The 23315-nt window shown below is 70.1% G+C and carries 23 protein-coding genes and 1 tRNA gene; 12 read left to right on the forward strand and 12 right to left on the reverse strand.

The genetic code is table 11. The annotated features are described in order from the left end of the window. Positions 1-6 precede the first annotated feature (6 nt). Together UAJ10_RS28700 and UAJ10_RS28705 are read left to right on the forward strand one after the other, a co-directional pair. Positions 7-1548 (forward strand): tetratricopeptide repeat protein, encoded by a 1542-nt coding sequence (locus tag UAJ10_RS28700; protein ID WP_322918799.1) that lies wholly within the window; start codon positions 7-9, stop codon positions 1546-1548. 24 nt (positions 1549-1572) lie between these two features. Next, positions 1573-2673, forward strand: a complete 1101-nt coding sequence (locus UAJ10_RS28705; protein WP_322918800.1) for a glycosyltransferase — start codon at positions 1573-1575, stop codon at positions 2671-2673. A 34-nt stretch (positions 2674-2707) separates the two neighbouring features. Here the strand turns inward: UAJ10_RS28705 and rfbC are convergent, their stop codons facing one another. Genes rfbC through UAJ10_RS28725 form a run of 4 tightly spaced genes read right to left on the reverse strand, consistent with a single transcriptional unit; the run spans position 2708 to position 4347 of the window. Continuing rightward, positions 2708-3262: a dTDP-4-dehydrorhamnose 3,5-epimerase gene (gene rfbC / locus UAJ10_RS28710; RefSeq protein ID WP_322918801.1), complete on the reverse strand. Its 555-nt coding sequence runs from the start codon at positions 3260-3262 to the stop codon at positions 2708-2710. A gap of 58 nt (positions 3263-3320) precedes the next feature. Beyond that, the gene (locus UAJ10_RS28715; RefSeq protein WP_322918802.1) at positions 3321-3611 is read right to left on the reverse strand and encodes a hypothetical protein; all 291 of its coding nucleotides are present in this window, start codon (positions 3609-3611) and stop codon (positions 3321-3323) included. Beyond that, positions 3569-4129: a methyltransferase gene (locus UAJ10_RS28720; RefSeq protein ID WP_322918803.1), complete on the reverse strand. Its 561-nt coding sequence runs from the start codon at positions 4127-4129 to the stop codon at positions 3569-3571. The genes UAJ10_RS28715 and UAJ10_RS28720 overlap by 43 nt, the downstream gene beginning before the upstream one ends. Next, positions 4126-4347, reverse strand: a complete 222-nt coding sequence (locus UAJ10_RS28725; protein ID WP_322918804.1) for a putative signal transducing protein — start codon at positions 4345-4347, stop codon at positions 4126-4128. Before UAJ10_RS28725 ends, UAJ10_RS28720 begins: the two co-directional genes overlap by 4 nt. 194 nt (positions 4348-4541) lie before the next feature. Here UAJ10_RS28725 and UAJ10_RS28730 point away from each other — a divergent pair, with 194 nt between their 5' ends. Beyond that, a complete protein-coding gene (locus tag UAJ10_RS28730) occupies positions 4542-5564 on the forward strand; it encodes a polyprenyl synthetase family protein (protein ID WP_322918805.1) in 1023 nt (340 codons plus the stop codon). Positions 5565-5737: 173 nt separating this feature from the next. Then, on the forward strand, positions 5738-5965 hold the full coding sequence (locus tag UAJ10_RS28735; RefSeq protein WP_322918806.1) for a hypothetical protein: 228 nt from the start codon (positions 5738-5740) through the stop codon (positions 5963-5965). Positions 5966-6301: 336 nt separating this feature from the next. On the opposite strand, the gene ltrA is transcribed toward UAJ10_RS28735, so the two are convergent. Together ltrA and UAJ10_RS28745 are read right to left on the reverse strand one after the other, a co-directional pair. Next, the gene (gene ltrA, locus UAJ10_RS28740) at positions 6302-7663 is read right to left on the reverse strand and encodes a group II intron reverse transcriptase/maturase (protein WP_322919071.1); all 1362 of its coding nucleotides are present in this window, start codon (positions 7661-7663) and stop codon (positions 6302-6304) included. A 441-nt stretch (positions 7664-8104) separates the two neighbouring features. Then, a tRNA-Pro gene (locus tag UAJ10_RS28745) sits at positions 8105-8181 on the reverse strand. A 291-nt stretch (positions 8182-8472) separates the two neighbouring features. Between UAJ10_RS28745 and UAJ10_RS28750 the strand changes: the two genes are divergently transcribed. Continuing rightward, positions 8473-8784, forward strand: coding sequence for a hypothetical protein (locus UAJ10_RS28750; protein ID WP_322918807.1), 312 nt, complete (start codon positions 8473-8475; stop codon positions 8782-8784). 143 nt (positions 8785-8927) lie between these two features. Here UAJ10_RS28750 and UAJ10_RS28755 read toward each other — a convergent pair whose 3' ends face one another. After that, positions 8928-10100 (reverse strand): pyridoxal phosphate-dependent aminotransferase, encoded by a 1173-nt coding sequence (locus tag UAJ10_RS28755; RefSeq protein WP_322918808.1) that lies wholly within the window; start codon positions 10098-10100, stop codon positions 8928-8930. Positions 10101-10194: 94 nt separating this feature from the next. On the opposite strand from UAJ10_RS28755, the gene UAJ10_RS28760 reads away from it, so the two are divergent. Further along, the gene (locus UAJ10_RS28760; protein WP_322918809.1) at positions 10195-11808 is read left to right on the forward strand and encodes a M48 family metalloprotease; all 1614 of its coding nucleotides are present in this window, start codon (positions 10195-10197) and stop codon (positions 11806-11808) included. A gap of 74 nt (positions 11809-11882) precedes the next feature. Here the strand turns inward: UAJ10_RS28760 and UAJ10_RS28765 are convergent, their stop codons facing one another. Further along, entirely contained in the window at positions 11883-12887 is a 1005-nt protein-coding gene (locus tag UAJ10_RS28765) for a DUF3369 domain-containing protein (RefSeq protein WP_322918810.1), read from the reverse strand. A 271-nt stretch (positions 12888-13158) separates the two neighbouring features. Here UAJ10_RS28765 and UAJ10_RS28770 point away from each other — a divergent pair, with 271 nt between their 5' ends. The 6 genes from UAJ10_RS28770 (at position 13159) to aat (ending at position 19996) form a co-directional block, all read left to right on the forward strand. Then, complete coding sequence (locus tag UAJ10_RS28770) at positions 13159-13941, forward strand: DsbA family protein (RefSeq protein ID WP_322918811.1); 783 nt, start codon at positions 13159-13161, stop codon at positions 13939-13941. Between the two features lie 228 nt (positions 13942-14169). After that, positions 14170-14628, forward strand: a complete 459-nt coding sequence (gene aroQ / locus UAJ10_RS28775; RefSeq protein WP_322918812.1) for a type II 3-dehydroquinate dehydratase — start codon at positions 14170-14172, stop codon at positions 14626-14628. A gap of 120 nt (positions 14629-14748) precedes the next feature. Then, positions 14749-15204 carry an acetyl-CoA carboxylase biotin carboxyl carrier protein gene (gene accB, locus UAJ10_RS28780; RefSeq protein ID WP_322918813.1) on the forward strand — a complete coding sequence of 152 codons (456 nt, stop codon included), beginning with the start codon at positions 14749-14751 and terminating at the stop codon, positions 15202-15204. 19 nt (positions 15205-15223) lie between these two features. Next, positions 15224-16573: an acetyl-CoA carboxylase biotin carboxylase subunit gene (gene accC, locus UAJ10_RS28785; protein WP_322919072.1), complete on the forward strand. Its 1350-nt coding sequence runs from the start codon at positions 15224-15226 to the stop codon at positions 16571-16573. Between the two features lie 139 nt (positions 16574-16712). Next, positions 16713-19346, forward strand: a complete 2634-nt coding sequence (locus tag UAJ10_RS28790) for a DUF2339 domain-containing protein (RefSeq protein WP_322918814.1) — start codon at positions 16713-16715, stop codon at positions 19344-19346. Then, positions 19343-19996 (forward strand): leucyl/phenylalanyl-tRNA--protein transferase, encoded by a 654-nt coding sequence (gene aat / locus UAJ10_RS28795; protein WP_322919073.1) that lies wholly within the window; start codon positions 19343-19345, stop codon positions 19994-19996. The genes UAJ10_RS28790 and aat overlap by 4 nt, the downstream gene beginning before the upstream one ends. Here the strand turns inward: aat and UAJ10_RS28800 are convergent. From UAJ10_RS28800 to UAJ10_RS28815, 4 genes are all read right to left on the reverse strand, one after another. Continuing rightward, on the reverse strand, positions 19930-20610 hold the full coding sequence (locus UAJ10_RS28800) for a DUF2155 domain-containing protein (protein ID WP_322918815.1): 681 nt from the start codon (positions 20608-20610) through the stop codon (positions 19930-19932). The two genes, aat and UAJ10_RS28800, sit on opposite strands and share 67 nt — an antisense overlap. Next, positions 20607-21197 (reverse strand): outer membrane lipid asymmetry maintenance protein MlaD, encoded by a 591-nt coding sequence (mlaD, locus tag UAJ10_RS28805; protein ID WP_322918816.1) that lies wholly within the window; start codon positions 21195-21197, stop codon positions 20607-20609. The genes UAJ10_RS28800 and mlaD overlap by 4 nt, the downstream gene beginning before the upstream one ends. A gap of 211 nt (positions 21198-21408) precedes the next feature. Continuing rightward, positions 21409-21798, reverse strand: coding sequence for an NADH:ubiquinone oxidoreductase subunit NDUFA12 (locus tag UAJ10_RS28810; protein ID WP_004272057.1), 390 nt, complete (start codon positions 21796-21798; stop codon positions 21409-21411). Between the two features lie 144 nt (positions 21799-21942). Next, positions 21943-22959, reverse strand: coding sequence for a putative bifunctional lysylphosphatidylglycerol flippase/synthetase (locus UAJ10_RS28815; protein WP_322918817.1), 1017 nt, complete (start codon positions 22957-22959; stop codon positions 21943-21945). Positions 22960-23315: the final 356 nt, after the last annotated feature.

The following is a 23315-nucleotide window of genomic DNA, read 5'->3' on the forward strand; positions in this document are numbered from 1 at the left end:
GGAAGCATGACCGACACGACCGACAGCACACCCGCCACGCCGGAAGACGCGGCCGCCCTGACCCTGCAGGCGGAGGGCCTGGCGGCACTGGAAAGCGGCGACGGCGCCCAGGCGGTATCGCTGCTGAGCCAGGCCGTGGGCCTGCGCCCCGACGATGCCCTCCTGCGCGCCGATCTGGGCATGGCCCTGGAACGCCAGCAGGACAACGAGGGCGCCAAGGGCGCCTATGCCATGGCCGTGGCGCTGGATCCGGACAATCCGATCTATCGCTTCAACCTGGGGGCCGCCTGCCAGCGCCTGGGCCATGGCCATGAGGCCGCCACCCATTACCTGGACGCGCTGGAGCGCGAACCCATGCTGGCGGAGGCCTATTTCAACCTGGCGACCCTGTTCCAGGATGCCGGCCACCTGGACATCGCTGAGCAGCACTACCGCAACGCGCTGGAAGCGCGGCCGGCCTATGTCGAGGCCGCCGCCAACCTGGGCCTGGTTCTGCGTCGCCTGGGTCGCCTGGGCGAAGCGCTGGATTACCTGCGCGCCACCGCCCAGGCCCAGCCCGACGTGGCGCAGACCTTTTCCAACCTGGGTCTGGTCCTGAACGAGGCCGGCCAGTACCAGGAGGCCCTGGCCGCCTTCGACCGGCTGGCGGTGTTGCGCCCCTTCGAGGCCGCCCCCCACGTCGGACGCGCCCACGCCCTGCGCGGCCTGGGACACTTGACCGAGGCGGCCACCGCCATCCGCCAGGCGCTGAGCCGGCCGGAACCGACCATTTCCGCGGAACTGGAAGCGGCGCAGATCGCGGCCGCCCTGCAGGCCGGCGGCAACGGGGCCGCCGCCCAGGCCCTGGTGAGCGCGTGGCGGGCCTGCGGCGTCACCCCCATCCTGCGCCATACCGAGGCCGCCCTGGGTGTGGCCCCCACGCCCCCCAGGGCCGATCCCGCCTATCTGCGACAGATGTACGACGCCCAGGCGGCGATGTTGACGGAGCAGACGATGGCCAGCGCCGCCGCCACGCTGTCGCCGGCCCTGGCCAGCGCCCTGGCGCGTCACCTGGGGCCGGCGGCCGGCACCTTGCAGGTGCTGGAGATCGACTGCGGCGTTGGCGCCCTGGCGCCGCTGCTGAAGCCGTACGCCACCCATCTGGTGGGCGTGCACCCGTCCGACCCCGGCCTGCGGATGGCCGCCCGCAGCGGCTTGTATGACCAGCTGGTGCATGGCGACCACGCCCAAGTGCTGGAACAATCGGCCGACAGCGCCAACCTGATCGTATCGACGGACATCGCCAACCACCTGGGCGATCTGGCGCCCCTGGCCGCCGCCGCCGCCGACGCGCTGCTGCCGGGCGGCGTCCTGGCCCTGGTGATGGACGCGGCGGAGCCCTGGGCCCCCGCCGTGACGCTGAAGGAAAACGGGCGCTATCTGCACCGCCGCGACGCCGTGGAGACGGCCTTGCGCCAAGCGGGCCTGGCGGTCGTGGAGGCGATGCCCCTGCCGCCCGCCACCGCCGCCGGTGTCGAGCGTCTGCTGGTCGTGGCCCGCAAGGGCTGAACCGGCCCCTTGCATCCGACAGCCATGCCGCCCCGTCCCTCCCCCGCCCCCCACCCTTCGGGGCGGGTCCTGGCCCTGCCCCGCTATGACCGGCTGGGCGCCAGCAGCCGGCTGCGTTTCTTCGACCCGCTGCCCTATCTGGCGGCGGCGGGCCTGGACGTCGACACGGCGCCCTTTTTCGACGACGGCTACCTGCGGCGGCTGTACGCCGGCCAGCCGGTGAAGGGTTGGGCCCTGGCCGGCCGCTACCGCCGGCGCATGGCCGCCCTGAAGGCCGCCGGGCGAACAGACCTGTTGTGGATCGAGAAGGAGGCGCTGCCCTGGCTGCCCGCGCGGGCGGAACGTCTTCTATTCGGGGGGCGCCCTTACGTGCTGGATTTCGACGACGCTTGGCACCTGCGCTATGCCGGCCATCGCCTGGCGCCGGTGCGCGGGCTGCTGGGGGACAAGCTGGAACGGCTGGTGGCGGGCGCCGCCCTGACGGTCGTGGCCAACGAGGCCCTGGCCGCGTGGGCGGAAGCCGCCGGCGCGCGCCGCCTGCTGCGTCTGCCCACACCCGTGGACCTGACCCGCTACCAAGCGGCGCCGGCACCGGACCGCCCGACCGGGGACTTTCGCGTGGGCTGGATCGGCACCCCATCGTCCGCCCGCTACCTGGCCGCCCTGGCGGAGCCGCTGGCGGCCGTGGCGGCCAGCGGTCCGCTGACCCTGGTGACCGTCGCCCGTCACCCCGTCAACCTGCCGGGGGTGCCGGAGGAGTTCATCCCCTGGAGCGAAGCGGGCGAGGCCGCCGCCCTGGCCGGCCTCGACGCCGGTATCATGCCCCTGCCCCACACGCCGTTCGCGCAGGGCAAGTCGGGCTTCAAGCTGCTGCAGTACATGGCCGCCGGCAAGGCCGTGGTGGCCAGCCCCGTGGGGGAGAACCGCCGCATCGTGGCCGATGGCGTCACCGGCCTCTGGGCCGACAGTCCCGAAGGCTGGGTGCACGCCCTGGCCGCCCTGCGCGGCGACCTGGACCTGCGGCGGCGCCTGGCGGCGGCGGGCCGGGACCTGGTGGCCCGCGACTATGACCTGGCGGTGCTGGCCCCCCGGCTGGCGGCGGCCCTGGCCCAGGTCGCCGGATAAGCGCGCGAGGCCGCGCCGCGGCCCCTGCCCCTAATCAAGCCGGGAACGGGGTGCCGATGTCCGCCAGGGTGGGTTGCTTGCCGTCCTTGTCCGACAGCACGGCGCCGGCGAATTCCGGCCACGGGATGCCCAGCGTCGGGTCGTTCCACAGCAGGCCACGGTCATGGGCGGGGCTGTAGGGCGCCGTCACCTTGTAGGCGATCTCGGTATCGGGAACGAGGGTGCAGAAGCCGTGGGCGAAGCCCACCGGCACCCACAGCTGCCAGCCTTCCTCGGCATCCAGTTCCACGGCGACGTGGCGGCCATAGGTGGGGGAGCCTTGGCGCAGGTCGACCGCCACGTCCAGGATGCGGCCGCGGATGACGCGTATCAGCTTGCCCTGGGCCGCCGGCGCCACCTGGAAGTGCAGGCCGCGCACCGTGCCCTGAATTCGCGACAGCGACTGGTTGTCCTGGACGAAGGGGCCCGTGATGCCCGCGGCCGTATGCTTCTCGTCGTTCCAGGTCTCCGCGAACCATCCCCGCTCGTCACCGAAGCGACGGGGCTTCACCATGACCAGGCCATCGATGTCCAGGCGCTTCACGTCCATGCTGGGGTCCTACTTTGTTGCCGGTTGTGCCGTGCCGCCCGGGATACGCCGCGGACCGTCAGAAGTCCAGGGCCGCGCCGCCCCGCAGCGCGGCGTCCGCCGCCGGCGTGTAGCGCCCGCCCTCGTCGTGCAGCACCAGACCCGACAGCAGGCGGGCGGGGGTGCGGGCGCCCAGGCGGGCGCGGACGATGACGCGCTTGGCCTCCGTCCCGGCGCGGGGCCACAGGGGATAGAGCACCACGGCACCGAACCGCCCGGCCAGGCGGGCCAGGATCTCATCCACCCGGTCGGCGCGATGGATCATGGTCAGGGTGCCGCGCGGCGCCAGCAGGCGGGCCGCCGCCGCCACCCAGGTGGCGAGATCGGCCGTGCCCTCGCCATGCGATACCGCCTTGCCCGGCCGGGGGAACGGGTATGGCGGCCGCCGGGATGAAAGGGCGGGTTGGTCATGACATGGTCGAAGCGGCCGGCCACCAGGTCGGGGTCGGCTCCCGGCGGCAGATGGGCTGGCGCCAGGGCGGCGTCGCCCAAGGTGATGCGCACCCGGGCGGTGACGCCGTTCAGTTCGGCATTGCGCCGGGCGAGGTCCGCCGCCTGGGGCTGCAGCTCCAGTCCCGCGACACGGACACCGGGCAGCCGCGCGGCGAGGCAGAAGGCGGCGGCCCCGGCGCCGCAACCCAGGTCCAGCACGCGGTCACCATCGCCGGCCGGCGTGGCGGCCGCCAGCAGCACGGGATCGATGGCGGCCCTGTAGCCTTGCGCCGGCTGCAACAAACGCACGCGCCCGTTCAGCAGGCGGTCCTCGGTGACGCCGCCGTCCGCGCGATTCTCCGCCGGGGGTTCCGGGGCGGCGGACGCGAGACTCACGGGGCGGACTCCAGCTGCGCCCGGGCGACGGCCAGCGCGGCGGTGGCGGCCGTGACGGCGCCATCCGCCACCATCAGGCGGCGCGGGATGGCGCTGATGCTGCCTTCCACCCCGGCGGTGTAGTCATCCAGCAGCACGGTCTCGATGCCGGCGTCGGCCAGCACGGCCCGCGCCCACGATATCTCCACCGCGTTGTTGCTGGTCAGGATGGGTTGCATGAAGGCCTCATAGGGAGTGCGCCGGTTGGCGATGCATCGGGCGCTGATTGACGCACGCGGCATAGATGGGGGGCGGCGATGCGGTCTGCCGGCTTGACCACGGGGGTTGCGCCGGTATGCTCGCTGTCCTATCCAGGGCCGTCAACAGGTCTGCGTTCCGCCACCGTTGGCCCCCACTGGCAGGAGTTCGTTTCGTGGCTGTCGTCACCCCCCTCGATCCCAAGCGCCGGAAGGCCGGCACCGATGCCCTGGAGGCGCTGGTGGAATTGGTGGCGGCCGACCTGGCGGCGGTCAACGACCTCATCATCCGCCGCATGCATTCCGACGTGGAGATGATCCCCCAGCTGGCGGGCTACATCGTGGCCAGCGGCGGCAAGCGCCTGCGCCCGGTGCTGACCCTGGCCGCCGCGCGCCTGTGCGGCTATCAGGGTGAACGCCACCAGCCGCTGGCGGCCTGCGTCGAATTCATCCACACCGCCACCCTGCTGCACGACGACGTGGTCGACGAAAGCGACCTGCGCCGCGGCCAGCCCTCGGCCAACGCCGTCTTCGGCAACAAGGCCAGCGTGCTGGTGGGCGACTTCCTGTTCTCCCGCGCCTTCCAGGTGATGACGGAGGACGGGTCGCTGGACGTGCTGCGCATCCTGTCCAGCGCCTCCGCCGTCATTTCCGAGGGCGAGGTGCTGCAGCTCATCACCGCCAACGACACCACCACCAGCGAGGAGGCCTATCTGGAGGTCATCCGCGCCAAGACGGCGGAGCTGTTCGCCGCCGCCTGCCGCATCGGCGCGGTGGTGGCCGGCCGCCCGGCGGCGGAGGAGGAGGCGCTGCGCAGCTACGGCCTGAACCTGGGCATCGCCTTCCAGGTGGTGGACGACGTGCTGGACTATTCCGCCGTGCAGGCCCGCCTGGGCAAATCCATCGGCGACGACTTCCGCGAGGGCAAGATCACCTTGCCCGTCGTCCTGGCCTTTCGCCGGGGTGATGACGAGGAACGCGCCTTCTGGCGCCGCACGCTGGAGGATATCGACCAGCGGGACGGCGACCTGGAGCATGCGCTGGCCCTCATGCAGCGCCACAACACCCTGCGCGACAGCGTGGAACGCGCCCGCCACTACGGCGCCATGGCCCGCGACGCCCTGGGCCTGTTCCCCGCCAGCCCCATCAAGCGCGCCCTGCTGGATGTCATCGACTTCGTCGTCGACCGGGATTTCTGAGATTCTTAAAGGGCCGCCTTCGTTCGTAACCGACCAAAGGCCCCCTCAATCGCCGGGCGCGGGCATCCGCCCGCTTGGCTTCCTCCCTTTTCAGTCCGCCTTCGGCTCCCCGAAAAGGTCCGGCGAACGCGGTCGCGTCCTACAGTTGCCCCAAATTGGCGGGAAGCACGGGAATGAGCATGGATGATCTACCGATTTACGGCGCCATCTACTCTCCTCCGTCGGAAGGGTTGCCATTCGTGGCGGCGATCTTTAAGGGACACGCGCTCATGGCGTTTAAGCAAGCGTCTTCGGCAGCAGATGCTGAAGCCATGCTTGCCCATGCCGTCTCAAGCGTGATCAGACTAGAAGCAGAAGGCGATCCCGAAGAGCCTTCCGGACCAGAATCGCCCACTCCTTGACAGAAGTCGACAGCGCTGACCTGATTCGTGAGGGCCATGAAGAACGGACCGAGGAGTTGTGCCGATGGCCGCGGAGTTGGATGAGAAGACCTCCGCCGCGCCAACGTCGGATGTCCTCGCCCCCGAAATGCGCACCTCCGCCTGATGGCGTTGCTGCATTTGAACGCCTATCTGCGCGTCTGCGCCGTAGCTCTATCCATCGCGTATCAAGGCCCTGTTGACAGGGGTGCCCCGCATTGGCGCTCAAAATCGGGATAGGGGGCGATCCTAGTTGATCGCTCCCCTCCCACACCACCCGGCATGCGGGTCCGCACCGGGCGGTTCGAGGAGTTGAGGTCAGGAGAGACGGGGTAGTCCCAGGGCGTCGGCCCACTTCAGGGTGAGACCGGCGTTGAGGGCCATTGCACTGTTGCGCCACCAGCAGCGGCTGTTATCCGCCACTCGACGGGCAACGTGCTGTTTGGCACCCAAGGCCTTCAACTCCCTGTAAATGGTTGCGCCGTGCCTCCACTGCTTGAGCTGGACGGCCCTCAGCCGGTGACGCATCCACTGGTCCAGGTCGTTCCAGACCCGGGGTGTCTGCGCCAGACGGAAGTAGGCCTTCCATCCCAGGACATAGGAGCGCAGGCGCGTCACCACCTCCTGCACGCTGTTCCCGCCGGATCGGCAGGTCAGGTGCCGGACGCGCTGCTTGAAGGTCGCCAACGGCTTGTCGGCGACCCGCCGCTTGATGATGCCGCCCGGCGCCACCCAGAAGCCATAGCCCAGGAACTTGCGGCCGAACACGCTGGCCACGGCGCTCTTGGTCTCGTTGACCGAGAGGCACAGCCGGCCATAAAGCCGCCGTAACAGCGCTATCACCCGTGCCCCCGCCTTCCGTGAGCGAACGTAGACGTTCGCGTCATCGGCGTAGCGCACGAAGCAATGGCCCCGACGTTCCAGTTCCTTGTCCACCCCGTCGAGCAGGACGTTGGCCAGCAGAGGCGACAGCGGGCCGCCCTGCGGCGTCCCCCTCTCCCGTGCCTGGACCACGCCCCCCACCATGATCCCGCTGTCCAGGTACGCCCGGATCAGCCGGACGACGCCGGCATCCCCGATGCGCTTCCCGATACGGTCGATCAGGATGTCGTGGTTCACCCGGTCGAAGAACTTCTCCAGGTCCACGTCAACCACCACCCGCCGCCCCGACTGGACGTACGACTGTGCTTGAAGCACCGCGTCATGCGCCCCTCGACCCGGACGGAAGCCGTAGCTGTACTCGCTGAAGCTCGGATCAAGAATAGGCTGCAGCACCTGCAGCAGCGCCTGCTGGATCAGACGATCCGTCACCGTCGGGATGCCAAGCTCGCGCTCGCCCCCGTCCGGTTTCGGGATCGCCACCCGTCGTACCGGCTGAGGCCGGTACGTCCCTGACAGTACCTGGCTCCGGATCACAGGCCATGCCGTGCGCAGGTGGGCCGCCGTCTGGTCAATGTCCAGTCCGTCTACCCCCGCCGCGCCCTTGTTGGACCGCACCCGCCGCCAAGCCCGTTGCAGGTTCTCTCGCGTCAGGGCCGCCAGCAGCAGCCCTGACCCCGTGCTTTCCATTCCCGGGCGCGGGCGCAAGGCTTCGTCGCTGCCGGACCCAGGCAAGGCTTCACCTTGCCTCCCTCCCAGCCGCCCCGCTCGCGCGGGCATCTGACGCTCTGCCTTCCGCATCGCCACGGTGGATCAACACTCCTCCTCGTTCGGTCCTTCAGGCCTGCTCTCCACAGTCCCCACTACGACCTCGGCTGACTTCCCGCTCCGGCTCAACACCGTCGCCCTTTCAGGCGCAAGGCGGGACCTCCCCAGGTAAGAACGCGCTCCTTCACTGCACCACCGCCGGATTTACGCCACCGATCCTTGGTCACAAGAGCTTCACGACTTGCTGCCCGCTCGCCCTGATCAGCACCGCCTTCTATCCAGTTCTTGTCCATCGGCACGCAGCTTCGCTCCACGCTTCCTCCCCACGGTCGGTCGCCCTTCCGCAGTTGCGCTTCGCTTCGTTCACTGTGACCAGCTTACGGAGGGACTTACACCCTCAAGAACGCGCCCATGCTGGGCGCACAGCAAAACGGCCGGCTTCGGGAGAAGCCGGCCGCTTGTGCGTCCCTGAGATGGTCGGAGAGAGAGGATTCGAACCTCCGGCCCCTGCCTCCCGAAAGCAGTGCTCTACCAGGCTGAGCTACTCTCCGTCTCGGGGTGGGCGGGTATATATCGACATCCGCCGGCCGCCGCAAGCCTTCTCTTTCATCCGATTGCACATCGTTGCCGCATGGGTGTCCCGCAGGGGCCAGGGGGAGCGGCCAGGGGCGACCTGTTGCCCATCGGCCACATGGGCCCGGGAGTCTGCGCCTGCCCCGGGAAGTTCCGGTTCTCGCCATGGTTCCGCCACGGTTGGCCGCGAGCTTCACATTCACGCCCATCAGTCGTTCGGCCTAGCAGAACATGCCGCTCGGGGCCGATCGTTTTATGGAGGTGGTATTATGACGACCGTTCGCAGCCTGCTCACCGGCCTGTTCCTGGGCCTGCCCTTCCTGGTCGCCCCCGCCATCCTGGTCGCGGCGCCGCGCCCCGATACCACCGTGGCGCAGGCGGCGCCCGTGATGCCCGCGCCGACCGCGACGCTGGCGGCCTCGCCCTCGGGCACGCTGAAGGTCATCCCCACCCACCTGCCCACCCGTATGGACGGCGGCGGCAAGGCGGGGGGCGGCGCCGTGCCGTGCGCCGCCACCACCACCATCATCAAGGCCCACGCGGGCCGCAGCGGGCCGCACCAGCTGATCGCCCTGAACTGATCAGCCCCCCCGCGCACTCTCTGGGACAGGCGCCGGCGCCCAACGACCGGACATCCCACCCCCCGGTACCCTCATGCCGGGACCCTCATGAAGGTTGAAGCGCGAAGGGCCGGCCAGCGGCGATGCTGGTCGGCCCTTTCGTGTCATCCCCGCCAGGCCTTCAGCCGTCGGGCGGCCTCCACCATCTCGGCCTCGGCGCCGGCGAAGCTGATGCGCACCGTGTGATGGCCCCGCAGGGGATCGAAATCCACGCCCGGGGTCAGGGCCACGCCCGTCTCGTTCAGCAGGTGGGTGCAGAAGGCCTGGGCGTCGTCGGTGCGATCGGAAATGTCGGCATAGATGAAGAAGGCGCCGTCGGCCGGGGCCAACTTGCCGAATCCGGCGGCGGGCAACAGGTCCAGCAGGATGTCGCGGTTGCGGCGATAGCGCGCGACATGACCCTCCAGCTCCTCCACGCAGTCGAAGGCCGCCGCCGCGGCGTGCTGCGACAGGGTGGGCGGGGAGATATAGAGGTTCTGCGCCAGGCATTCCACCGCGCGCACCAGCCGTTCCGGCACCACGGCCCAGCCCAGACGCCAGCCGGTCATGGAAAAGTATTTGGAGAAGCTGTTGACGGTGATGGCGCCCTCGCCCCCGTCCACCGCCAGCGCCGTGGCCGCCGGCACCGTGCCATATTCGATGCCGTGGTAAATCTCATCCGAGATGAGCCACACCCCATGGCGCCGGCACCAGTCGCCCAGCGCCGCCATGGCGGCGGGATCCAGCATGGTGCCGGTGGGGTTGGAGGGGCTGGCCACGATCAGCCCCCGGATCGGCCCCCCGCCCTGCGCCAGCAGGTCGTCCAGCAAGGCGGGCGTAGGCTGGAAGCGCGTCTCGGGCCCGGTGGGCAGCTCCACCGGCACCAGGCCGGCCGTCTTCAGGATGTTGCGGTAGGCGGGATAGCCCGGGGCCGCCAGGGCCACGCGGTCGCCGGGGTCGAACGCCGCCAGGAAGGCCAGAAGGAAGGCGCCCGACGATCCGGTGGTCACCACCACCCGACGCGGCGAGATCACCACCCCATGGCGATCTTGGTACCAACGTGCTATGCCCTCTCTCAAGGCTGGCAGGCCCAGGGCATCGGTGTAGGCTAGGCGATCGGCGGCCAGGGCGTGGGCGGCCGCGGCGATCACCCCCTTCGGTGCCGGGGTGGACGGCTGGCCTATTTCCAGATGCAGGACGTCGCCGCCGGCGGCCTGCCGTGCGTTGGCGGCGCGCAGCACCTCCATCACCATGAAGGGAGAGATGGTGCTGGCGCGTATAGCGACAGCCGGGCGCATCGCCGCGCGTGGAAATTCATCCTTGGAGTATGTAGGGGTCATACCTTACCGCTCGCCTGTTCGGGTATCGACGGCACCGCCGATGGAATTGACTATGTTCTTGCGACCGCGCCGCCTTGCCCGCCTGATCCTGGTCAGCCTGCTGTCCTCGGCCTTGGCCGTGGAGCCGGTGCTGGCCCAGGACCGCGGCATCAACTTCGTGCGTGACGCGGAAATCGAACACACGCTGCGCGTCTTCGCCACCCCCATCTTCCGCGCGGCCGGTATCGTTCCCGACGCGGTCACCCTGGTGTTGGTCAACGATGATGAGCTGAACGCCTTCGTGGCGGGCGGCCAGAACATGTTCGTCAACACCGGCCTGATCATGGCCGCCGACACGCCGGAGCAGCTGATCGGCGTCATGGCCCACGAAACCGGCCACATGGCCGGCGGCCACCAGGTGCGGTCCCGCGACGCCATCGAGAACGCGGTCATCCTGTCGACCCTGGCCACGCTGCTGAGCGTGGCGGCGGCCATCGGCGGCACGCGCCGGGGCGACGGCGGCGGCGCGGCCATGGGCGGCATCGCCGGCGCGCAGGAACTGGGCGCCCGTTCCTTCTTCGCCTTCAGCCGGGCGCAGGAGGCGTCGGCGGATGAGGCCGGCCTGTCCTACATGGAGGCCAACGGCTATTCGTCGAAGGGCATGCTGGAGTTCATGGAGAAGCTGCGCCGCCAGGACGCCGGCCTGCCGCAGACCAAGCAGGTGGAGTTCCTGATGACCCACCCGCTGACCAAGAACCGCGTCGAATACATCGAAAACTTCGTCGACCACATCTCGAAGTTCACCAACGCCAAGATGCCCTCGGCCTATTACGACATGCACCAGCGCATGCGGGCCAAACTGTACGGCTTCATCCACCCCGACCTGGCGCTGCGCAAGTATCCGGAGAGCGACACCAGCGTCCCGGCCCGCTACGCCCGGTCCATCGCCTATTACCAGGTGGGCGACATCAACAAGGGCCTGAAGATCGTCGACGGCCTGATCGAGCAGGAACCGAAGAACCCCTACTTCTATGAACTGAAGGGCCAGATCCTGTTCGAGAACGGCCGCGCCAAGGAAGCGGTCGACCCCTACCGCAACGCCGTCAAGTACGCCCCCGACAGCGCCCAATTGCGCATGGCCCTGGGCCACGCCCTGCTGGAGGCCGGCGACGACAGGCTGGTGCGCGAGGCCATCGACGTCCTGCGCTCCTCCGCCCGGGACGAGCCGCTGGTGGAACTGACCTGGCTGTTGCTGGCCAGCGCCTACGCCCGCGCCGACATGGCGCCGCAGCTGGCCTATGCCCGCGCGGAAGAGGCCCTGGCCCGGGGCGATATCCGCGCCGCCCGCTATCACGCCGACCGGGCGGAGCAGATGCTGCCCGCCGGGTCGCCCGACTGGGTGCGGGCCCAGGACATCCGCGTGCTGGTGGAAAGCCGCCTGCCGCACAACATGCGCCCGCAACTGGCGCCCAGCAGCGGCCTGGCCTCGCCCGACACGCCCATCATCTCCACCGGGCGCATGCCGGAGGACGCGCTGTCCACCGGCGGCATCTCCGCCATCGGGGCCGGCTTCCCCAGCGTCGCCGACCTGCCCAACGCCACCACCATCGGCAGCGGCCCCACGGGCCTGGGCACGTTGGGAACGGGAACCCCGCTGGGGGGAACGCCATCGGGGGGCCGTCGATAGGCGGTGCGGGCCGTGGCGCTCCGCAGCCTGGCGGGCGCTGATCTACCGCGCCGCCCCAGTCCACTGGAGGCCTATCAGGCCGGGTCGCGTGCCTGTTCCAGGGCCCAGGCGGTCACCAGCGCGTCGGCGATGCGCATCATCATCAGCAGGGCCAGCCGGCGCGCGATCTCATCCAGGGGGCGTGCCAGATGCAGGTGCAGCATGGCGACCGCCCCGGCGTGGGCGCCACCGCCGCTGGAGGCCTGGGGCGTCAGCGGCCAGGCCAGCGTCATGGCGTCGTCGGTGAACTGGTGCCGCAAGTCGCCGGGGCTGCGCAGGGCGGTGGCCAAGGCCCCGGTGTCCGCCACGGTGGCCAGGGGATGGCCGGCCGCGTCCTGATAGCGCCCGCGTCCCGCCAGGATGCGCGCCGACAGCCGGTCGCTGCCGTAGATGACGCAGAACAAGCCGTCCGCCGGCTGTTCCAGCACCTCGGCCATCTGGTCCAAGGCGGCGCCCGCGGCCGAGGACGGGCCGGAAAGGGCCATCTGGCACAGGCCCAGGCCCGCCACGCGCTCCATGCCCAGGCAGGAGCGTTCCAGCGTGCGGATGTGGTGATAGGCGCGCAGCGCCGTGATGGTCGCGGTGACCAGCTTGCGCGCGGTCAGTTCCGTCTTGGCCTTGTAGTCGTTCACGTCATAGCCGGCGATCACCGCGTCCTCCGGCGCCTGGCCCGGTTGGCCCGTGCGCAGGATGATGCGCACCGCCCGGTTGCCCAGCTCGTCACGGATGCGGGGCACCAGCTTCAGGCCCGCGTCATCACTTTCCATCACCACGTCCAGCAGGATCATGGCGATGTCGTGCTCCCCCTTCATGACGTCCAGCGCCTCGGCGGCGGAATAGGCGGAGATGAAGGCCAGGCCGCGGCCCTGGAAGGCGAACTTGCGCATGACCAGGCGGGTCATGGCATGGACCTCGGGATCATCGTCGACGATCAGCACCTGCCAGGGCGGCATGCCCGGAACCAGTTCCGAAACCTCGTCGGCCTCGTCCTCTTCCTCATCCTGGAACAGGAAATCGTCGTCATCATCCGCCATGGTCATGGCCAACCCCACCGTCGTGCCCGGGCGTGGAAACGCATCCCCGCCGGCGTGATCCCTCGTGACCCCGGACCCGTCCATGACCGCACAGCGCCGCCGCCCTGGCAAGCGCGACGATAGGTAGCCTACGAACGTAGGCGGCGACCCCTTCGCGCACGACGCCGCACCCGGCCTCCGCCAAGGCTTGCGGCATTGCGCCCCGCCGCCGGCTGGTCCATGCTGCCGGCCTTCGCCGTTCCCCGAAGGTTCGGGCCGCAAACCGGAGTTCGTCTCGATGTCGCGTACCATCGCCGCCACCCTCTACGCCACCGTGGCGCTCGCCGGCCTGGCGGTCGTCAGCCCCGTCTTCGCCGCCGACAAGCCGATGAGCGACAAGCCGGTGGCGGACAAGGGCCCCTACGACAAGGCGCAGGTGGAACAGATCGTCCATGACTACCTTCTGGCCCATCCCGAGGTGATCGCCGAGGCGGTGCAGGCCCTGCAGGACAAGAGCGAGGCGGAGGAGGCCAAGGCCGCCGCCGATGCGCTGGTGAAGCACAAGGATGAGCTGTTCGCCTCCAAGACCTCTCCTGCGGGCGGCAACCTGAAGGGCGACGTGACGATGGTGGAGTTCTTCGACTACCAGTGCGGCTATTGCAAGCACACCCAGCCGGAGATGGACGCCGCCATCAAGAAGGACGGCAAGGTCCGCATCGTCTACAAGGAATTCCCCATCCTGGGCCCGGCGTCGGTCATCGCCGCCAAGGCCGCCCTGGCCGCCAACATGCAGGGCAAGTACGACACCGTGCACGCGGCGCTTATGGCCGCCACCGGCAAGCTGGACAAGGACCGCATCCTGTCCATCGCCAAGGACGCCGGCGCCGACACCGACCGCCTGGCCAAGGACATGGAGTCCCCGGCGGTGCAGAAGGAGATCGACGCCAACCTGGCGCTGGCCGACGCGCTGAACATCCACGGCACGCCCGGCTTCGTCATCGGCAACACCCTGGTGCCGGGCGCCATCGGCGCCGACGCCTTCAAGGATCTGTTCGCCAAGGCCCGCAGCGCCAAGAGCTGATCCCCGGACGGCTGGTCCCCGATCGGTCATGCCAGCAGGCGTCAGGCCGGTTTTCGGGGCGACGGGCGGACAGCGGGGCGCATGGACGGGCCCCGCCTCATGTGTGCGTGGATTCTTGCCCCCGCTGCTGCCCGTGTTATAAAGCGGCCTTCGACGAACGCCGCGCGGGGGACGCATACCCCCGCACGTTCGGTTTTTGAGACGTACGTACGCAAAGGCGATACACCCTTGGCCATCGCGCCCTCCGTCCTGGTCCTGAACGGTCCGAACCTCAACATGCTGGGGATTCGCGAGCCGCACATCTATGGCGCGGAGACGCTGGAGGATATCGAGAACGCTTGCCAGGAGACGGCCGCGCGCCTGGGCCTGGAGGTGGATTTCCGCCAGTCCAACCATGAGGGCGAACTGGTCACCTGGATTCAGGATTCCCGTGGCGAACACGACGCCATCATCCTGAACGCCGGCGCGTACACACATACATCCATCGCCATCCACGACGCGCTGAGCGCCGTGGGCCTGCCGGTGGTCGAGGTGCATTTGAGCAACATCTTCCGGCGCGAGCCGTTCCGGCACCATTCCTATGTGTCGCCGGTCGCGAAGGGCGTCATCTGCGGCTTCGGCTCGCAGGGTTACCTGCTGGCGCTGCAGGCGGCGGCCCGCCTGATCGACAGCCCATCCCCAGCGTGACCCGTGACAGGGCAATCGTAACGCCGGCACCGGCGCAACACCCACGGGCAACCGGCCTACCCAACAAATCGATCGACCCATCGGCGGCTTAACCGCAGCCCAGTACCCAGGATCATGACAATGGCGACCTTCGAACTCGACAGCGAATTCGTCCGCAAGTTGGCCGAGCTTCTCGGCGAGACCGGTCTCACCGAGATCGAATACGCGGAAGGCGAAAAGCGCATCCGCCTGTCCCGCGCGGCGCCGGCAGCCGCCATGGCACCGGTCGCCGTGGCCGCCGCCCCGGTGGCCGCCGCGGCCCCCGCCGCCGCCCCGGTGGCCGCCGTGCCCCCGGCCCAACACCCGGGCGCGGTGAAGTCCCCCATGGTGGGCACCGCCTACCTGGCGCCGGAACCCGGTGCCGGCACCTTCGTGAAAGTGGGCGACGCGGTGAAGGTGGGCCAGACCCTGCTGATCATCGAGGCCATGAAGGTCATGAACCCGATCAAGGCGACCAAGGCCGGCACCGTGACCCAGATCCAGGTTGGCGACGCCCAGCCCGTCGAATACGGCGAAGTCCTGCTGATCATCGAGTGAGGGTTTGACCATGGGCGGCCTGTTCGAAAAGGTCCTGATCGCCAATCGCGGCGAGATCGCGCTTCGCATCCACCGCGCCTGCCGCGAGATGGGCATTAAAACCGTGGCGGTGCATTCCACCGCCGACGCCGACGCCATGCACGTCCGCCTGGCGGACGAGAGCGTGTGCATCGGCCCGCCCTCGGCCAAGGAAAGCTACCTGAACATTCCGGCCATCCTGTCGGCGGCGGCCATCACCGGGGCGGACGCCATCCACCCCGGCATCGGCTTCATGTCCGAGAACGCGCAGTTCGCGCAGATGGTGGAGGAGCACGGGTTCGCCTGGATCGGCCCGTCGCCGGAACACATCCGCATCATGGGCGACAAGGTCACGGCCAAGCGCACGGTGCTGGACCTGGGCCTGCCGGTCGTCCCCGGCTCCGACGGCCCGGTGGAGACGGTGGAGGCGGCCCTGGTGAACGCCGCCCGCATCGGCTACCCCGTCCTGATCAAGGCGGCGGCCGGCGGCGGCGGCAAGGGCATGAAGGTGGCCTGGAGCGAATCCGAGCTGCGGGAGGCCTATCAGCTGGCCCGGGGCGAGGCGCGCGCCGCCTTCGGCAACGACCAGGTCTACATGGAAAAGTACCTGGCCAAGCCGCGCCACATCGAAATCCAGCTGCTGGGCGACCACCACGGCACCGTGGTGCATTTCGGCGAGCGTGACTGCTCCATCCAGCGCCGCCACCAGAAGGTGGTGGAAGAGGCGCCGTCGCCGGCGCTGAACGCGGAAGAGCGCGCCTTCATCGGCAACCTGGCGGCCAAGACGGCGGCGGCCTTCGGCTACCGCGGCGTCGGCACGATGGAGTTCCTGTACGAGAACGGGCAGTTCTACTTCATCGAGATGAACACCCGCCTGCAGATCGAACACACCATCAGCGAGATGGTCACCGGCGTGGACCTGGTGCGCGAGCAGATCCGCGTCGCCACCGGCGCGCCGCTGGGCTATGGCCAGGACGACATCAAGTTCAACGGCCATTCCATCGAGTGCCGCGTGAACGCCGAGAACCCGGTGACCTTCGCCCCCAGCCCGGGCAGGATCGACGGCTACCACGCCCCGGGCGGCCTGGGCGTGCGCGTCGACAGCGCCCTGTACGACGGCTATCGCGTGCCGCCGCACTACGACAGCATGATCGCCAAGCTGATCGTTCACGGGAACAGCCGCAACGAGTGCCTGATGCGCCTGCGTCGCGCCATCGAGGAATTCGTCATCGGCGGCATCGACACCACCCTGCCCCTGCACCAGCGCATCATCGCCCAGCCGGACTTCATCAACGGCGACTATGACATCCGCTGGCTGGAGGAATGGATGAAGAACCAGCCCGCCGGCTAATTCCCATCCTTCGGCACCGCTTGAGCGCGGGCCCGGGATCGACCGTGACGGTCGGCCCGGGCCCGTCGCTTTTCCGGGCCTGCGCGGACCGGGGAAATGCACTACCCTTCCTGTCACTGAGCGCGACCCTGGGACCGGCATGGCCTTTCTTGTCTTCATCGCCCTGATGGTGGCCCTGTGGGCCCTGATCCGCAGTGAAAAGTCGGAACGCCGTCTGGCGGAGATGAATGCCCGGCTGGAGGCGCTGACCCGCCGGTTGAGCCACCTGGAAGGGGGCGCCCAGCCGGAGATGGCGCCGCCACCGGCCCCGGAATCCCCTGCCCCGGAAGAATCCCCAGCCCACAGCCCGCCGCCTGTCCAGGCCCCCCCACTGCCGCCGGCGCCCATTCCCGAAGCCATCCCCCAACCCGCCGCTCGGCCCGCCGCCCCGTCGCTGGAACAGGCGCTGGGCACGCGCTGGCTGGTATGGCTGGGTGCCCTGGCCGTGGCGCTGGCCGGCGTGTTCCTGGCCAAGTACGCCGTGGACCACGGCCTGCTGGGCCCCGCCGTGCGCCTGACCCTGGGCGGCCTGTTCGGCGCGGCCCTCGCCGTCGTTGGCGACGTGATGCGCGGCCGCACCGGGGAGGCGACGACGACCAAGGCGCCCTTGTCCGCCGCCTCCATCCCCGCGGCCCTGACCGCGGCGGGCCTTGCCATCGCCTTCGCCTGCGTCTACGCCGCGCACGCCCTGCACGGGCTGATCGGCCCCGGCGCCACCTTCGCCGGCCTGGGCGCCCTATCGGCCGTGGCCTTCCTGCTGGCCCTGCGCCACGGCGGCGGCGACGGGCTGTCCCCCGGCGCCTTCATCGCCCTGCTGGGTCTGGGCGGCGGCCTGGCCGTGCCCGCCCTGGTGCCCAGCGACCACCCTTCCGCCTGGGCGCTGTTTGGCTATCTGGCCCTGCTGAACACCGCCACCCTGGCTGTCAGCTGGCGCCTGCCGGCGGCATGGCTGGGCCTGCCCGTGCTGGCCGGGGCGGCCTTGTGGGTGGTCTCCGCCGCCTCGCATGACGCGGCGGCCGCCCCAATCGCCCTGTTCCTGGTGGCCTTGTCCGCCGCCGGGCTGGGCTTCGGCCTGCTGGACCTGCGGCGGGAACGGCCGGTCGTCACCGACGCCTGGATCGTCGCCGCGTTGGGCGGCCTGCCGATGGTGCTGGATTGGCTGCTGCTGGTGGCCACCGATTATGACGCCATCGGCGTGGCTGGGCTGGCGGCACTGGCCCTGCTGGCCGCCACCGCCGCGCGCGCGCCATCCCATCGGCCGGAGGTGACGGAGGCGCTGGCGCCCATCGCCGCCCTGCTGGTCACGCTGGCGCTGGCGCAAGGGTACACCGTGCGCGCCGCCGACCTGTCCTATCCCACCCAGCTGGGCGTGGCCGCCGCCTTCGGCCTGGGCTTCGCGGCGGCGGGCCTGCGGGCTCTGGCCGGCACGCATCGCCTGCCCCGGGCCTGGGCATGGAGTGCCGCCCTGCCCCTGGTGGGACTGGCCTGGGCTGGCTGGACCTTTGATCATGCCGGCGTCCTGCCGGACCTCGCCTGGGCGGGCGGGACCGTGGCGTTGGCCGGCGGCATGGCCTGGGCCGCCGCCTGGGCGGGAGGTGCTGACCGCCCGCAGCCCATGCCCGGCGCCTTCGTCCTGGCGACCCTGGCCCTGGCCGGGTTGGCGCTCGCCGCCCTGCTGCGCGCCTCCTGGCTGACGGCGGCGCTGTCGCTGCTGGTGCCGGCGGCGGCGCTGATCGAGAGCCGCACGACGGCCCCGCCGCTGGCCGACGCCCTGCGGCGCGGCGCGGTGGCCATGGCGGTCGTGGTGGTGGCGCGCCTGACCCTGAACCCTTGGCTGCTGGACTATCCGCTGAACGGCACCTCCCCCCTCAACTGGCTGCTGTGGGGCTATGGCGCGCCGGCCCTGGCCTGCGCCGCCGGCGCTTGGCTGCTGGGACGGCGGCGGGACGACCGGCCCAGGCAAGGGCTGGCCGCCGCCGCCCTGGTGCTGGGCCTGCTGTTCGCCTGCCTGGAAATCCAGGTGATGCAGACCGGGCGCCTGGCCAGCGACCCCTTCGCCCTGCTGCCCACCAGCCTGCGCAGCGTGCTGTTCCTGGCGGTGGCCTTGGTCCTGACCGGCCGGCGGAGCGCCTTAGCCGGGCCGGTCGCCCCTTGGGGGGCGCGCATCCTGGTGCGGGTGGCGGCGGCCCAGGTGGTGCTGGTGCAGCTGGGCATGTTGAACCCCCTGTGGGCGGTGGAGCCGGTGGGGCCCTGGCCGGTGTTCAACCTGCTGCTGCTGGTCTACGCCCTGCCCGCCCTGCTGTTCGGCCTGGCGGCCTGGCGGCGGGAGGCCGGGCTGGCGCGCCGCGCCCTGATCATCCTGGTACTGGTCCTGGCCTTCACCTGGGTGTCGCTGGAGGTGCGCCAGGCCTTCCACGGCAGCACCCTGACCCTGTGGGCCCATGGCGGGGAGCGGACGGACGCGGAGTGGTACAGCTATTCCGCCGCCTGGCTGGCCTTCGCCCTGGCGCTGCTGGCGCTGGGGGTGCGCACGCGCCGGGCCGATCTGCGCTACGCCTCGCTGGCCGTGCTGCTGGTGACGGTGCTGAAGGTCTTCCTGTCCGACATGGCCGACCTGACCGGCCTGCTGCGCATCCTGTCCTTCCTGGGGCTGGGCCTGTGCCTCATGGGCATCGGTTATGTCTACCAGCGGGTGGTGTTCGCGCCGGCACGGGCGCCAGAGGGAATCCCCTGATGCGCCTGACACCGGACCTGCTGCTGCGCGCCTACGCCATGGGGGTCTTCCCCATGGCGGAATTGGCCGATGACGACGAGATCTTCTGGTTCGACCCGCCGGAGCGGGGGATCCTGCCCCTGGACGGCTTCCACGCGCCGCGCCGCCTGCTGCGCACCGTGCGCCAGGGGCGCTTCCAGGTCAGCGTCGACACCGACTTCGAAGGGGTGATGCGGGCCTGCGGCGAATCCACCACCGACCGGCCGGACACCTGGATCAACGCCCAGATTCTGGAGGCCTACGTCGGCCTGCACCGCCAGGGCCGGGCCCATTCCGTGGAATGCCGGCGCGAGGGCCGGCTGGTGGGCGGCCTCTACGGCGTGTCCATCGGCGGGGCGTTCTTCGGGGAGAGCATGTTCTCGCGCGAGACGGACGCCAGCAAGGTGGCCCTGGTCCACCTGGTGGCCCGGCTGCGCGCCGGTGGCTACAGCCTGCTGGACACGCAGTTCGTCACCAGCCACCTGTCGCAGTTCGGGGCGAGGGAGATCCCCCGCGCCGAGTATCAGGCGCGGCTGGCCAGGGCGCTTCCCCGGCCGGCGCGGTTTCACTGCGGCTTGGACGAAGGCGCCTTGGTCGCCGGGTTCTTACAGTCCACCACCCAGACGTCATAGACGGGGTCTTCCATCGCCGACAGGGCCGGGCTGGAGGCGAACATCCAGCCGGTGAAGACCTTGGCCGCCGGATCGTCCGGCTTGGCCTCCACGATATCCAGGAAAGCGGCCGATTCCGGTTCCTCGATGGGGGTGGTTTTGCGGCAGGCGCGGGCGGCCACCGTCAGCTGCCCGAAGCGGCCGCTCTGGCCCACCGCGATCTCCACGGTGGAGACGCGACCCGTCACCTTGTCCAGGCCGCCCAGCACGGCGATCTTCATGTCCTCGAACGTGCGCGCCACGGCCGGCTGCGGTGGCAGGGGCGGCAGCGGCGTGACGGGTGAGGCGGCACCCTCGGCCGGGGCGGCGGCACCCTCCGCCGGGGCTTGCTGCGGCGGCTGGCCGGCGGCGCCGGGGCCGGTCACGGGCTGGCTGGTGGGCGGCTGCTCTTCCGGGGCCTGGTCGCCGGACTTCTTCTGGTCCGGAGTCGCGGCCGGCGGGGCCGGCGGCGTACCGGGTATGGTGGGGGCGCTGCCCGTGGGTGCGGGCTGGGGCACGTTCTGGGCCCAGGCACCGGCCGCGGCGGCCAGCACCAGGCACGAGGCCGCCGCCAGCAGCAGGCGGCGCTGGCTCATTTGCCGCCGCCGTTCAGCAGCCCCTTGGACGGGTCGGCCTTGGGCTGCTGGGTCTGGGCGGGCTGCTGCCCCTGCGGGGCCGGCTGCGCGGGCTGGCCGCCGTTCTGCTGACCCTGGCCGGCGTCGCCACCCTTGCCGGCGTTGTTGCCGCCGGCGCTGAAGATGAAGCGGCCAAGCAGGTCTTCCAGGTTCACCGCCGACTGAGTGTACTGGATGCGGCCGCCGGGCTTCAGCATCTCTTCCTCGCCACCCGGCTGCAGGTTCAGGAACTTGCCGCCCAGCAAGCTTTCGGACGCGATGCCGGCGCTGGTGTCCTCGGGCAGCTTCACCTGGCTGTCGATCTGCATCTCGATGACGGCCTGGTAGGTCTTGGGATCCAGGTAGGCCTTGGTGACCGACCCAACCTTAACGCCGCTGATGCGCACGTCGCTGCCGGCCGTCAGGCCGCCGGTGCTGGCGAAGCGGGCCTGCAGGGCATAGCCCGACACGGCACGCACGTTCGCCGTGGTGTAGGCGAAATAGAGGAAGAACGCCGCCACCACCAGGACGACGGCCCCCAGCACGGTCTCGATCACATTGCTGCGCATTCGCTTCCTCTGGAAAACCCTAGAAATAGGACAGGTCCGGAAAGACGCAAGGCCCCACGGGGGGCCTTGGCCGACGCCTGTCGGGGGGACGCCGGTGCCATGGTCCGGTCCCCAGCCCTGTCATCCACCCTGTCACGATGCCGGGGCAGCGCCACCGTCGGCGACGCGCCCCACACCCTGCGGGCCGGCACCCCCTTTACGCGGGGGTCCCTTACGCGGGAGTCCAGGGCTCGTAATCGCCGGTGGCGGCGGCGCGGTGGCCACCTTCATAGGTATGACCGGGCGGACGGTACGCGTCCACGGTGCCGGTCTGGTTGGCCTCGTGCGGCTTCACCCACGGCTTGTGGTAGGCGCTGTTCTCCGGCAGGGGCTGTTCCATGGAATAGTGCAGCCAGCCGTGCCACTCGGCCGGGACGGCCGACGCCTCGGGCTCACCCGCGAACAGCACCCAGCGGCGCACCTTCATGCCCGGACGCGCCTTCTTTTCCCGGAAATAGCGGTTGCCGAACCGGTCGGTGCCCACCAGCTCACCCCGCCGGGAAATCAGCAGGCGGATCGACAGTTGGGACAGCCAGGTCAGGATGGAGATGCGTTGGGTCATGGGCCAAAACCAGAAAAGTGTGAACAGGGCCAAGCGCCTGGCAGCGGGCCCCCCGAAACGGACCGGCCGGACTATGGCAGTTTCGGCCCCCCGCGTCCATACGCTGAGGAGCCGCAGCCAGCGGGTAGCTCCCCCGCGTGACGTCTATCGGGACCGGCCGGCCTTGCGCGCCCGCCAGCGCCGCCAGGCGGCGACGGGGCCATGGTCGGCGCGGATTTCCCAGGTCAGCAACAGGATGCCGGCCAGGACCAGGGGCAGCACATAATAAAGGAATCGATACGCCAGCAAGGCGCCGATGGCGCCGCCCGCCGGCCCATGGTCGCGCAGGCCCAGCAGCAGGATGGTCTCGAACACGCCCAGGCCGCCGGGCACGTGGCTGACGATGGCGATGGCCAGGCCGGCACAGAACAGGGCGGTGAATTCCATGAAGCCCACCCCGGTTTCCGGCGGCAGCAGGGTCCACAACGCCGCCGCCGACAGCAGGATCTCCAGCGAGGCGATGACGATCTGCGACAGCATCACGCCCGACGACGGCAGGGCGAAGGACCAGCGCCACAGGCGCACGGGCTTGTGCGTCACGGCCGCCGCCACCGTCATGGCGCCCAGGCCCACCAGCACCAGGCCGGCGACACCCTGCAGCAGCCAGGCCGGCACGTTCAGCAGGCCGGCCCCCACCTCGGGCCCGATGGCGACACCCAGCGCCCCGGTGAAGGTGATGCCCAGGGTGAAGGTGGTGGTGGAGAAGACGACGATCTTGGCGATGTCGGCCGCCGACAGGCCGGCCACCGAATAGACGCGATAGCGCACCGACCCGCCGCTGATGACGGCGAAGCCGACATTGTTGGAGATGGCGTAGCCGGCGAAGCTGCCGAAGCCCACCGTGCGATAGGGCAGCTTGATGCCCAGGTATTTGAGGGCGGAGACGTCGTAGAGCGTCATCACCAGATAGGCGGCGGCCACCAGGCCCGCGGCCTGCGCCACCCGCGCCCAGGGCAGCAGCTGGACATAGGCCCAGACCTCCGCCGGGCGGAAGTCGCGCGCCACATGGCGGATGGCCAGCACCACCAGGCCCACCAGCACCAGGGCCGTGACCAGGGTGGTCAGGCGCTTCATCCAGTTGGGCTTGGCCACATCACCGCCCACCACCTTGTCATCCACCACGCTTCCTTCCGCTTTTTCCCCGCCGGGGCGCGCGCCACCGGATCGATGACCACCGGGTGATGATAAGTCGGTCGGTTGGGGCGCTGGTCTGGGCTGCGCTCAGGGGGCATTCGGGACAGGGATTCTCAAAGACAAGGGCCAAGACGCCGCACCACGGTCGGTGCCGGACGGGCACCCTGCCATCTTCCTGGGGGGTTGGAAACCCAAAAGCGCGGCGCCCCCCGACTGTTCCGGGGCCGCCGGGCGCACTGCCTGAGAAGTGGACGCCCGGACGCATTCTTCAGCTTGCGAACCAGGGTGAGCCAAAACCATGAAAGGCTCGGTTTCGTTGAAGAATCGCCCCCTACCCGAAGAGT

Origin of the sequence: Nitrospirillum guaranorum (genome assembly GCF_034653275.1) — a bacterium.
Classification (GTDB): domain Bacteria; phylum Pseudomonadota; class Alphaproteobacteria; order Azospirillales; family Azospirillaceae; genus Nitrospirillum.